Source organism: Maribacter sp. X9 (assembly GCF_048537565.1).
Classification (GTDB): domain Bacteria; phylum Bacteroidota; class Bacteroidia; order Flavobacteriales; family Flavobacteriaceae; genus Maribacter.
Window position 1 is genome coordinate 2552571 of record NZ_CP183215.1, and the last position, 12869, is coordinate 2565439.

General features: G+C 36.9%; 8 protein-coding genes. 7 read left to right on the forward strand and 1 reads right to left on the reverse strand.

The annotated features are described in order from the left end of the window. The first annotated feature begins 15 nt into the window (after positions 1 to 15). Positions 16 to 1422 carry a dihydrolipoyl dehydrogenase gene (gene lpdA / locus ACNR9Q_RS10830; protein ID WP_419211237.1) on the forward strand — a complete coding sequence of 469 codons (1407 nt, stop codon included), beginning with the start codon at positions 16 to 18 and terminating at the stop codon, positions 1420 to 1422. A gap of 73 nt (positions 1423 to 1495) precedes the next feature. Here the strand turns inward: lpdA and ACNR9Q_RS10835 are convergent, their stop codons facing one another. Then, the gene (locus tag ACNR9Q_RS10835) at positions 1496 to 2680 is read right to left on the reverse strand and encodes a heparan-alpha-glucosaminide N-acetyltransferase domain-containing protein (protein ID WP_419211238.1); all 1185 of its coding nucleotides are present in this window, start codon (positions 2678 to 2680) and stop codon (positions 1496 to 1498) included. Between the two features lie 128 nt (positions 2681 to 2808). Here ACNR9Q_RS10835 and ACNR9Q_RS10840 point away from each other — a divergent pair, with 128 nt between their 5' ends. The 6 genes from ACNR9Q_RS10840 (at position 2809) to ACNR9Q_RS10865 (ending at position 12856) form a co-directional block, all read left to right on the forward strand. After that, entirely contained in the window at positions 2809 to 3348 is a 540-nt protein-coding gene (locus tag ACNR9Q_RS10840; protein ID WP_419211239.1) for an NADPH-dependent FMN reductase, read from the forward strand. 35 nt (positions 3349 to 3383) lie between these two features. Further along, on the forward strand, positions 3384 to 4733 hold the full coding sequence (tilS, locus tag ACNR9Q_RS10845) for a tRNA lysidine(34) synthetase TilS (protein ID WP_419211240.1): 1350 nt from the start codon (positions 3384 to 3386) through the stop codon (positions 4731 to 4733). Continuing rightward, positions 4730 to 6694: a cytochrome c biogenesis protein CcdA gene (locus ACNR9Q_RS10850; RefSeq protein WP_419211241.1), complete on the forward strand. Its 1965-nt coding sequence runs from the start codon at positions 4730 to 4732 to the stop codon at positions 6692 to 6694. Before tilS ends, ACNR9Q_RS10850 begins: the two co-directional genes overlap by 4 nt. Positions 6695 to 6801: 107 nt before the next feature. Next, entirely contained in the window at positions 6802 to 9195 is a 2394-nt protein-coding gene (locus ACNR9Q_RS10855) for a penicillin acylase family protein (protein ID WP_419211242.1), read from the forward strand. Positions 9196 to 9344: 149 nt separating this feature from the next. Beyond that, entirely contained in the window at positions 9345 to 10085 is a 741-nt protein-coding gene (locus ACNR9Q_RS10860; RefSeq protein WP_419211243.1) for a hypothetical protein, read from the forward strand. Further along, entirely contained in the window at positions 10082 to 12856 is a 2775-nt protein-coding gene (locus ACNR9Q_RS10865; RefSeq protein ID WP_419211244.1) for a carboxypeptidase-like regulatory domain-containing protein, read from the forward strand. Before ACNR9Q_RS10860 ends, ACNR9Q_RS10865 begins: the two co-directional genes overlap by 4 nt. Positions 12857 to 12869 lie beyond the last annotated feature (13 nt).

The following is a 12869-nucleotide window of genomic DNA, read 5'->3' on the forward strand; positions in this document are numbered from 1 at the left end:
GAAAACAAATATTTTATGGATCAATATGATGTAGCCATAATTGGCTCAGGACCGGGAGGATACGTTGCAGCGATACGTTGTGCGCAATTAGGAATGAAAACGGCGATAATTGAAAAATATTCCACATTAGGTGGAACCTGTTTAAATGTAGGATGTATACCATCTAAGGCCTTGTTAGATTCTTCACATCATTACGAGGATGCCATAACCCACTTCGAGGAGCATGGAATCGATATACCAGGAGAGATCAAGGTGAATTTGGAAAAAATGATCGGGCGAAAGCAAGATGTGGTCGATCAGACCACGAAAGGGATTCAATTCTTGATGGACAAAAATAAAATCACCGTATTTGAAGGTTTAGGGAGTTTTAAGGATGCCACTCACATAGACATTAAAAAGAACGATGGTAAGACCGAAGAAATAGAAGCAAAGCATATAATCATTGCCACAGGATCAAAACCATCGACCCTGCCGTTCATTAAAATAGATAAGGAACGTATCATTACTTCTACCGAAGCTTTAAAGTTAAGGGAGATTCCAAAACACATGATTGTTATCGGTGGAGGGGTTATCGGTTTGGAATTGGGTCAGGTATATAAGAGACTAGGGGCAGAGGTTACTGTCGTTGAATATATGGATCGCATTATTCCCGGTATGGATGGCGCACTTTCGAAAGAGTTGATGAAAGTCCTGAAAAAGCAAAAAGTAAAATTTGCACTTTCCCATAAAGTTAAATCGGTAGAGCGAAATGGCGATACGGTAATTGTAAAGGCCGATGACAAAAAAGGAGAAGAAGTTGTCTTTGAAGGGGATTATTGCTTGGTTGCTGTTGGTAGAAGGCCATATACCGATGGTTTAAATGCCGATGCGGCCGGCGTGAAACTTGACGATAGGGGGAAAGTAATTGTGGATGAACATTTAAAGACCAGTGTAGGTAACATTTATGCCATTGGAGATGTCATCAAAGGCGCGATGTTGGCACATAAAGCAGAAGAGGAAGGTACTTTGGTAGCGGAACAGTTAGCGGGTCAAAAACCGCATATTGATTATAACTTGATTCCTGGAGTGGTTTATACATGGCCAGAGGTTGCCGCCGTTGGTAAGACCGAAGAAGAATTGAAAGAAGCAGGAGTGGAGTATAAATCCGGACAGTTTCCGATGCGCGCTTTAGGACGTTCAAGGGCAAGTATGGATACTGATGGATTCGTGAAAATTTTAGCCGATAAGAAAACCGATGAAGTTTTAGGGGTGCATATGATAGGTGCGCGTTGTGCTGATTTAATTACGGAGGCAGTTACGGCAATGGAGTTTAGGGCTTCTGCTGAAGATATTGCCCGAATGAGCCATGCACACCCAACGTATGCCGAAGCAGTTAAAGAAGCGGCAATGGCGGCAACGGACAACCGTGCGATGCATATTTAAAATTATATCAAGTAGTTCAAGTAAAAAAGCAGCCAATTGGCTGCTTTTTTTATTTGAGGATATTTTAATTCACTTAATTTTTTATAAAACCAAGAACTCTAAGAATACGTTCGGTTAAACTCCGTATGACTTCAAAAGCGTCAATGGTAAACTGCTCAAGGTAAATCTTGGTAGTGGAAATTCCATTGGAAACAAAGGCTTTGATTTCTTCCTTATGAGCTTCGTATCGTAGCGAGAAAAAGGTGCTGGTCAACATAAATAGAATAGCACCGGGAACCGCGACCCATGGATGTAAGGAATGATGGAAATATCGATAAAGCCCCAATCCTGTAAAGGTTCCGTAAAGAATAATAAAGTGGACTATGTAAATTGTTAAAGTGCTTTGTCCTAATTTTAAAATCGTAGGATGCATCAATAGGTTGCGAAATATCATGAATACAGAAAAAACCAGAAAAACATCACCTAATCTTATAAAGAGATAGTTATTCGCGAATATGGATTTGAACAAGGTGATATTTGTAAGTTCATAAAGAGAATAAAACATATCCGAAGATAAAAACAGTAATGCCGCTCCTGTTGCGATACAAATAGGAATAATGTATCGGTACACATTTTTGTACGCTTGATATTTTGTAAAAAGAATGGAAAGGAAACTACCTATGGTCGCATATCCTAACCATGGGATAATCGTGAAAACAGAACCGTTGGTTTTGGTAAAATAATTGGCGATGAACTGGGGTAAAATTTCAAAAGAATTCGGTTTGTATAAAGGTTCAAAAATGAACAATATTAGTGTGATGCTCAAAAGTAAGCTGGGGAAAATCCATTTCCTTTTCTTGATGGTCATCAAGTAAACCCCGATAATGGTTAAAAGCGATAGACCAATGCAGTGAAGTACATCTACCAGAAAGAATGAATCATAAAGTTCTCCCTTGAAAAGGCCAAACAGGTTCATTCGAAGTAAATAACCAATCGCTAGTAATTCTACACCTCGCTTAATACCTTTTTTAACTCTAGGATTGCTCCAGCCCTTTTCTGAAGAGCGTATTAAAAGAAAAGTGAACACAAAACCAGATACGGTAAAGAAGACGGGTGCGGTAATTCCTCTGAAATATTTCCAAACGCTGAAAAAGATATTACTGTCGTCTCTAAAGGCGTTATCCAAAAGGCCGTCAATAAAATGACCTTGTAACATCATTAAGATAGCCCAGGCGCGTATGGCGTCCAAAAAATACAATCTGGCTGTAGGATTGCTCATAGTAAGTAGTATATCCTATATACTTATAAAACAGTATGTTTGGATGTTTGACAGGTCAAAATTAGATAAAATAAGTTCATATGTATCTGTTTTGAATTAAATTCGCAATCTTATAAAAAATAGGGTTTATGAGTTATGTTTTAGCATTTACAGGGAGTAATTCTTCAACTTCCATCAATTATAAATTACTAGAATACACTGCTTCTTTACTACAGGATGAAAAAATCGGCGTATTGAATATGGTAGATTACCCGTTTCCTATGTATAGTGAGGATTATGAAAAGGAAAACGGACACTCAAATTCTTTGGTTGAACTGATGAATGAAATACGTAATGCCAAAGGCTTGATTATTGCCGTTAATGAGCATAACGGTTATCCGTCTGCCTATTTTAAGAATTTATTGGATTGGCTTTCTAGAGTTGACCAGAAATTTTTGATCGATAAAAAGATTTTTTTGATGGCCGCATCACCAGGAGGGCGCGGAGCGGTTGGAGCTCTAGAGGCAGCCGAAAAAATGCTTATTCGATTTAAAGGTGAGGTTGTAGAGAAATTTTCACTGCCTAATTATGGACAGAACTTCGATGAAAAAAATGGAATTATAAACGGAGATTTGGCCAAATCTCATAAAGAAAAACTTAATTCTTTTTCAGAAGCAATATCACAATAGTAGTTTTAAAGTTCAATTTGAAAATATAATAGTTAATGCCCAAATTAATAGGGCGACTTATATACCTTTATTGTGTGTTAGCGGAGTTTAAAAAACATATTGAAATAAACTTTCCAGAACTAGTCGACAATCATTTTTTGATTGCCTGTAGTGGAGGTTTGGATAGTATGGTTCTTACCGAACTATGTCAACAGGCCCATTTGCAGTTTTCCGTAGCTCACTGCAATTTTAGATTAAGGGGAAGGGAAAGTGATAATGATGAGGAATTTGTTCGTAAACACACCGAAAAGTTGAATAGAACCTTTTATGTGACCCATTTCGATACGGTTGGCTATGTAAATCAGCATAAGGTTTCGGTTCAAATGGCGGCCCGAGACTTAAGGTACAATTGGTTCGAGAAATTGTTGAAGCTACATGATATCCCATTTTTACTGACCGCTCATCACGCCAATGATAATCTGGAAACATTTTTGATCAACCTTTCAAGAGGAACAGGAATTGATGGACTAACCGGAATTCCGTCTAAAACTGATTATTTAAGAAGGCCTTTATTGCCTTTCTCTAGGCAAGCTTTAAATTATTATGCCAAAAACCAGAATTTAGAATGGCGCGAAGATGCCAGTAATGCCGATACCAAATATCTAAGGAATAAAATTCGTTTAGAGATCATACCAAAGTTAAACGAGCTTCACCCTACGTTTTTGAGTAATTTTCAAAATACGATGGCATATTTAAACCAAACGCAATCTATTGCCACCCATTACCTTGAAAAATTAAAAGCTGAACTTTTTATTCAAGAGGATGAAAAGTTTAGGATTTCTTTAGAATCGTTATCGAACTTAGCTTCGTTAGATGCTGTTTTGTATGGGTTGTTCAATGAATATGGATTTACGGAATGGCAAAATCTAAAGGATTTATTGAACGGCATGAGTGGTAAGCAGTTATTGTCAACTACACATGTTTTATTAAAGGGTAGGGAATTTTTGTGGTTGTCGCCAATTAAAAAAATGCAAGAGGATGCTGATGAATTTTTCATTCAAGAGAATGAGCGTTCATTAGAGTTTCCTATAGTTTTGAATATAGATACGGTAGAACAAAGAGGGGAGAATAATGCCAAAGAAATATTTGTTCAAAAAGATGCGTTAAAGTATCCTTTACTGGTAAGAAAGTGGAAAATAGGCGACTACTTTTATCCTTTCGGGTTAAACCGTAAAAAAAAACTTGCTAAATTTTTCAAGGATGAGAAAATGAACATTTTTGAAAAAAATGAACAATGGTTGTTGTGTAGTGAAGATCGAATAGTTTGGGTAATCGGTAGACGAGCCGACCATCGGTTTAGGGTAGATGATGTGAGTAAAGAGATTTTAAAAATAAAGATTACATGAAGAGAATTATTGCAGTTTTACTTTTAATATTGGTTATGCCGTTTGTGTCCTATGGTCAAGATGAAAAGAATCCCGTTGTTTGGGAGCAGCAATTAAATAAGATTTCAGATACCGAATTTGAGCTGGTGATGCAAGCCGAAATCATTGAGGGTTGGCACATGTATTCTCAATTCACTTCTGAATTCGGTTCATTACCAAGCGAATTCACCTATAACGGATCCGGAACGGTATACGAATTAATAGATAGCACGCTTGAAAGTGAAACAGTAACGGAATACAGCGATATTTTTGAAGTAGAGGAAACGTTCTTTAAAGACAAAGCCATTTTCAAGCAACGTATCAAAATCTTGGACCCTTCTGTAAATCAGATTGATGTTGATCTGTTTTATCAGGTGTGTAAAGAGGTTTGTATTCCTATGGATAAAAAGTTCATATTTACTTTGGATGGGTCTGAGGCAGAAGAATTGATTACAACGGTCGATGATCGTAGTTTGGAACTAGGGCAGCAGTTACGGCTTGATTTAAAGAATAAGGAGCTTTTGACTCAAGGTCAAGATACCATTAGCACGGGAACTAACATTTGGGTCATTTTCGGTTTAGGATTTTTGGGAGGTTTAATTGCACTTTTGACACCTTGTGTCTTTCCAATGATTCCCTTAACCGTTTCTTTCTTCACCAAGCATTCGCAGAAAAAATCAAAAGGTATCATTAATGCCCTGTTATATGGCTTCTTCATCGTATTGATTTATTTTTTATTGAGTCTTCCCTTTCATTTATTCGATTCTGTAGATTCACAGATTTTGAACACCATTGCTACCAACGTTTGGTTGAACCTTTTGTTCTTTATCATCTTCATGTTCTTCGCGTTTTCATTCTTTGGGTATTATGAATTGACTTTACCAAGTTCTTGGGCAAATAAAATGGATGCGGCTTCATCAAAAGTCGGTGGGGTGATCGGTATATTCTTTATGGCCGTTACTTTGGCTATTGTTTCTTTCTCCTGCACAGGTCCGATTTTAGGAGGTTTATTAGGAGGTACTACCTTGGCAGAAGGGGAAGTTGCAACTAATTTAACAGCTGGTATGACCGGTTTCGGGGTAGCGTTAGCGTTGCCATTTGCACTTTTTGCTTTGTTTCCGGCTTGGTTAAATTCGCTACCGAAATCGGGTGGATGGATGACTACCGTAAAAGTAGTTCTAGGATTTTTAGAGATGGGCTTGGCTTTGAAATTTCTCTCCAATGCAGATATGGTGGGTCATTGGGGAATATTAAAACGTGAAATTTTCTTAGGAATTTGGATTGTTCTGGGAATTGCCATGTCGCTTTACCTATTCGGGTTCTACAGATTTCCCCATGATGGTCCTGTAAAGAAACTATCGGTAGGGCGCAAATTAACGGCCTTCGTCAGTTTGGCATTTACCATCTATCTTGTTTTGGGAATTGTGAAGCTAATACCCTTGAAATTGCTAAGCGGTTTTCCGCCACCTGAATTTTATAGCGTTTTCGAACAGGAAAGCGATTGTCCTTTAGGAATCGATTGCTTTAAAGATTTTGAGACGGGGCTGGCCCACGCCAAAGAAGTAAACAAACCTATTTTACTTGATTTTACAGGTTGGGCTTGTGTCAACTGTAGAAAGATGGAAGAAAACGTTTGGAGTGATGCCGAGGTATACCCAATTTTAAAGGATAATTATGTATTGATTTCCTTGTATACCGATGATCGAGAAGAACTTCCCGAAGCCGAGAAATTCAATTTTCAATATGATAGCGGTCGTGTGAAAGAGATTAACAATATCGCCCAAAAATGGGGCACTTTTCAAGATGTCAACTTTAATTCGATCTCTCAACCGTTTTATGTATTGCTATCACCGGATTTGGAGGTATTGAATACATCCATCCAAAATTCAGATGTACCCACATATAAAAAGTGGTTGTTGGAAGGACTTAGAAATAATAAGTAGTTTTTTGGTAAAAAGGTCTCTGTTAACTACTTCTCGATAAAAATGGAGGGCTACACGTTTTTTTGTTCTTATTAATTCTAACTTGGGGCATAAACCTTCACGTAAAGATGAGAACCTTAAAGAAAATCGGCCTGATCCTTTTAACTATTATTGCAGTTTTGGCATTGGTTATCGGTGTTTTCGTTTACACCTTAAAACCGAGCTATTCCGGACAGCAACAACTTACCAACCTTACGAAGGAAGTAAAAGTCTATTATGACACTTATGGTATTCCACATATTTATGGCGATAGCGAAATAGATGCATTTAGGGCACTAGGTTATGTACATGCTCAGGATCGTTTGTGGCAAATGGAATTACTTAGACGAATAGCCAGCGGCCGACTTTCGGAAGTTTTTGGTAAAGACCTGTTAGGTACCGATAAGTTCTTTTTATCTTTAGGTATCGCCGATGCTTCAAAAGCTACGGTGGCAAAAGTAGATAAAGATGATACAGGAGTTCTATTGGCAGAAGCCTATTTAGATGGTATCAATCAATTTATAAAGGAAGGACCGACGCCTGTAGAATTTTACCTTACTGGAATTGATAAAAAGGATTTTGCCTTAGAAGATGTCTACAACACCATTGGTTATATGGCATTTAGTTTCGCAATGGCGCATAAAACCGATCCGCTTTTAACAACCATCAATACCAAATTAGGTCCAGAATATCTTAAGGATTTAAACATAGGCTCAAGTATAGATACAGAATGGATAAGGAACTATAACCCTACCGAAGCAGATTCCATACAGAACAATCTTACAACCGTCATAAATAAGGCCTTGGGTGCGTTGAATATTCCTTTGTTTGAAGGAAGTAATAGTTGGGTCATTTCTCCAGAAAAAACGAAGAACGGTAAAGTTGTTTTCGCCAATGATCCCCATATCGGTTTTGCCCAACCTTCGGTTTGGTATGAGGCTCATATAGAAACTCCCGAATATTCAAAATACGGTTACCACATTGCGGGTATCCCTTTCCCATTACTAGGGCATAATCGGAAATTGGCCTATGGATTGACGATGTTCGAGAATGATGATGTCGATTTTTATTATGAGCAATCGAATCCCGAAAACGAGAATCAATATCTTACCGAAAGCGGATACGTAGATTATGAAATCGTAAAAAAAACCATTAGGATAAAAGATTCATCCAATGTTGATTTCAGCTATAAAAAATCGATCCACGGACCAATATTAAACGATATTGCGGATCAAATAAAAGGTGATCGCCCAGTCGCCATGTCATGGATGTACACCCAAATGGATAATAAGGTCATTGACGCCCTTTTTGGATTAAGCCACGCGACTAACTTGACCGAATTTAAGTCAGCCTTACCTAAGATCCACGCCCCAGGACTTAATGTGATGTATGGAGACGCAGAAGGGAACGTAGCGTGGTTCGCTTCGGCGCAATTGTATCAAATTTCCGATTCCATTAACACTAAATTGATTTATGAAGTTGGTGGTGGGTTACCGATTAAAAAGAAGTTATTGGATTTTAATGAAAATCCGCAAGCGGTCAATCCGCCATGGCATTACGTATATTCTGCTAATAACCAGCCAGATTCAATTGCAGGGATGCTTTATCCAGGCTATTATTTGCCCGAAAATAGAGCTAGAAGAATTGTTAATCTACTAGAACCTAAGAATGATTGGGATACCGAATCTGTCAGTCAAATGATAACCGATGTAACATCGCCCATCCATCCAATTATCGTGACAGATTTAACTGAACTCATTAATGTTTCCTTGCTGAGTGAAATTGAATTAAATATTTTAAACCGTTTGAGTTTGTGGAAAGGCTCCTATGAATTATCATCGGTTGAGGCGACGGTATATACTCGCTGGATATATTATTATTTAAAGAACACATTCAAAGACGAGTTGGGAGAAGAATTGTTCAACCAATTTTTGGGTACCCACTTTATGAAACGTTTAATAGCTCCGTTGTCTAAGAATGAAAGTTCTATTTGGTGGGATAATGTGACCACGAAAGATAAAAAAGAAAACATGAAGGAAATTGTAAATAAATCTTTTAATCAAGCTATAGCTTCTTTGGAGAAAGACTTTGGGAAGAACAGCGATGATTGGAGATGGGAAAAAGTACATACCATAGAACATGAACACCCTATAGGTCAAATAGCCGCGCTTCGTTCATTTTTTAATGTTGGCCCATTTCCCGTAGTTGGAACACGGGAAGTAATTAACAATATGGCATTCCCATATGATGATACCGGATATTATAAAACTAGTTCGGGGCCGTCTACAAGACGGATCATTGATTTTTCAGATGTTGAGAATAGCATCAGTATTCTACCGACCGGGCAATCGGGTAATCCGTTGAGCAAACATTATAAGGATCAGGCGGAAATGTACGTGAAGGGAGAGTTCCGTAAAATGATGATGAATAAGGAGGAGATTAAAACCACCTCCTCTTCAAAGTTAGTTTTATCACCAAAATGATTGCTAATTAAAATTAATTAAGCAAGCTAAAATAGATATAGTATATATTTTGGATTGGTTTTTAACAAATCCTCAATTATAAGGCAATATTGTTTTAATTCATTCCTTGTTCTTTTATTTTTCCTATTTTTAGTAGTATAACTATCCATATGAAGACCAAAACTATCATTTTTGCGCTTCTGTTTTCCATGATTTTTTCAATATCAATGGTTGCGCAGTCATCAAAAAAAGAGCCTGAATTTTATAATTGGTTCGATGACCAAGTAGAACGATACAATACAGGCCTTTTTAATGGAATCGAATATATAGAACTATTTAGGACCATTAATGAAAGGCATAAATTTTTCAAAAGTAATGAATTCCAAACGGGTTCAATAGTTTATGATGGTCAGTTCTATGATCAAGTGCCTCTCAAATATGATTTGCACACAGACGAACTTCTCTTCAACGTAGGTTACAATTACCCTTATCCTACATTGATACTTTTTAAAAATAAAGTGAAGAGCTTTAGTCTTGGGGACAGCGATTTTAGTCGAATCGATATAAGCAAAGGTGAACAGCCTATGAACGGTTTTTATGAGGAGTTGTTGATGAAGGAACCGATAACTCTTTTAAAGAAGAACAAAAAGAAGCGTTTCAAAAGAATTAAAGGGAATACCATTTATTATGAGTTCGATTATGAAAACAACTATATTTTAAATTATGATGATACGTTTTATGAAATAAAATCCAAGAAAGATGTACTTAATATATGGCCCAATAAAAAGGAATTTATAAATGAAAACTTTAATCCGGCATTACGTAAAAGTAATGAGGATAATTTTTGGATCAATTTCTTTACCAAACTAGCCGATACGTTTACAAACAAAAATGAAGGAGAAAAACTATGAAAAAATATATACAAATAGTCTTTCTTTTTTTAGTTATCCAAGCATTTGGACAGGCAGTTGATGAAAAGTTAAATTTAGAATTTGTAGATACGGATATAACGGATGTTCTTGATAGCATTGAAGCAGAAACTGACATTATCTTTTTCTATGATAAAAAATGGCTATCTGAAATTCAATATTCCGGTAAGTTTACGAATGAATCCCTTTCTACTATTTTAGAGACCATTTTTAAGGAAACGACCATCAACTTTTTTAGGCTTAATGATCGTCAAATTATTCTGACCCAAAACAATATAATCTATACAGAACTTCCTGAAGGTTTTTTTGGAAAGGACGAGCAAATCGATTCTTTAACTGAACAAAAATCGTATACAAGGATTTCAAGCAACCCTGTATTTTCAAATATAGAAGCTTCCAATAAAAATACTATTACTAAAACTGTTCGGATAGGGAAGGAGGATTTGGCCAATACAAGAACAAATTATACCATACGCGGTTATGCCAGAACAAAAGAACAAGGACAACCCATTTCTAATTTGTCCATTATTATAAACGGTAAGAATACTGGTACCGTTACCGATGACAATGGCTATTTTGAATTAGAAGTACCTAGTGGTACGAGTATATTGAAAACAAGTTCATTAGGCATTGAAGCAAGTACTACTAGAATCATAGTCTTCAATGATGGGGAATTGAACTTTGATCTTAGTGAAAGTATAGAATTTTTGGATGAGGTAGTGGTAGAGGCAAATGCAGGCAGGAATGTGGAAGAAGCCTTATCGGGTAGTACTGAGTTAGTGGTCGAGGAGACGAAGAATATTCCTTTGGTACTTGGTGAACGTGATGTTTTAAAAGTTGCCACAACACTCCCAGGAATCTCTACAGCAGGTGAAGGTGCGGCGGGTTTTAATGTGAGGGGTGGTAGTACAGATCAAAATCTTATTTTGTTGGACAATGCGGTTATTTACAATCCATCGCACTTTTTCGGAATTTTCCAAGCACTGAATCCATTTACCACGAAGGACCTAAAAATATTGAAAGGGGGAATACCCGCCGAATACGGAGGTCGTTTATCTTCTGTTTTTGATATAACTTCTAAGGATGCCAATACCGAGAAATTTGCCGGTGAAGCCGCAATTGGCCCGGTTACCAGTAATGTAGCTCTTGAAATACCGATAGTAAAAGGTAAATCGGGTCTGCTTGTTGGGGGACGAGGTACGTATTCTGGATGGATATTAAGGTCGTTGAAAGATGAATCTTTACAGAATAGTCAAGCTTCATTCTACGATGCTATTGCCAAATATACGCATGTGGTAAATGAAAAAAATACAGTAAAAGCTATGGGCTATTATAGTAATGATGCATTCAGTATTACTTCTGACTCTATTTATGGATACAACAACAGATTATTTTCCTTGCAATGGGACCATCAGTTCAATGAAAAAAACACAGGTAGTTTGGTCTTGGCAAACAGTAACTATAAGTTCAATATTGGGTATGAAGGAAATTCTGATAACAATTTTGATTTAGGTTTTGTTGTAGAAGAAACAGAAGCAAAATTCAAATTTACATATCTCCATAGCAGCGCCCATAAATTTGACTATGGCCTATCGGCAAAATTATATAATGTACAACCGGGTAATTTAGAACCAAATGGGAGTAATTCTATTGTGGAGCCTAAAATTATAGCGAAGGAAAAAGCTGCTGAAACGGCAGTTTACTTGTCAGATAATTTCAAAGTCAATGATAAGTTGCTTTTGGATCTTGGTCTTCGCTATTCTATGTTTGCTAGCCTAGGGGCAACTGATGCCCGTATCTATGAGGAAAATATGCCTAAAAATGAAGAAACTTTGGTTGAAACCATTTCTTACGATGCGAATGAAATCGTAAAAACATATGGCGGACCAGAAGTGAGATTGGCGGCTAGGTATTTTTTGGGGACTGATTTTTCGGTGAAGGCCAGTTATAATACAACCTACCAATATATACATCGGTTATCGAACACTACGACCATAAGCCCAATAGATACCTGGAAATTATCGGATACTAATATAAAACCACAAAAAGGAAGGCAGTTCGGCCTTGGATTTTATAAAAACCTTAGTGGGAATTTATATGAAATTAGTTTGGAAGGCTATTATAAGGAAGCCGATAATTTATTGGATTTTAAAGTAGGATCCCAACTACTGTTGAACGAAACTATTGAAACAGAAACTTTGCAGGGAGATGGGCAAGCTTATGGATTAGAGTTTTTGATACGTAAAAATTCAGGTAAATTGAATGGCTGGCTTGGATATACTTACGCACGTTCTTTCCTTAAATTAGATAGTGAATTTGCAGAAGAACGTGTAAACAATGGTGAGTTCTTCCCGACCAATTACGATAAACCTCATGATTTTAGTGCTGTTTTAAACTATAAGCTGACTAAGAGGTATAGCCTATCCGCGAATTTATCCTATCAAACGGGAAGACCGGTGACCTATCCGGTTGCGCGATATAATTTCAACAATTCAGAATATGTGGTCTATAGTAACCGTAATGAGTTTAGAATACCTGATTATTATAGATTGGACCTTGGGGTAAATATTGAGGGTAATCATAAACTTAAAAAATTGGCACATAGTTTCTGGAACATTTCTGTTTATAATGTTTTAGGACGAAACAATCCGTATTCAGTTTTTTTCGTAACGGAAAATGGAGAATTAAAAGCTTATCAGAGTTCAATATTCTCTATACCCGTACCGACCATTACGTATAACTTTAAGTTCTAGTTTAAAGTGAAAG

Coding starts and splice junctions, on each gene's coding strand:
- lpdA (WP_419211237.1), top strand. CDS start 16: ATGGATCAATATGATGTAGCCATAATTGGCTCAGGACCGGGAGGATAC.
- ACNR9Q_RS10835 (WP_419211238.1), bottom strand. CDS start 2,680: ATGAGCAATCCTACAGCCAGATTGTATTTTTTGGACGCCATACGCGCC.
- ACNR9Q_RS10840 (WP_419211239.1), top strand. CDS start 2,809: ATGAGTTATGTTTTAGCATTTACAGGGAGTAATTCTTCAACTTCCATC.
- tilS (WP_419211240.1), top strand. CDS start 3,384: ATGCCCAAATTAATAGGGCGACTTATATACCTTTATTGTGTGTTAGCG.
- ACNR9Q_RS10850 (WP_419211241.1), top strand. CDS start 4,730: ATGAAGAGAATTATTGCAGTTTTACTTTTAATATTGGTTATGCCGTTT.
- ACNR9Q_RS10855 (WP_419211242.1), top strand. CDS start 6,802: ATGAGAACCTTAAAGAAAATCGGCCTGATCCTTTTAACTATTATTGCA.
- ACNR9Q_RS10860 (WP_419211243.1), top strand. CDS start 9,345: ATGAAGACCAAAACTATCATTTTTGCGCTTCTGTTTTCCATGATTTTT.
- ACNR9Q_RS10865 (WP_419211244.1), top strand. CDS start 10,082: ATGAAAAAATATATACAAATAGTCTTTCTTTTTTTAGTTATCCAAGCA.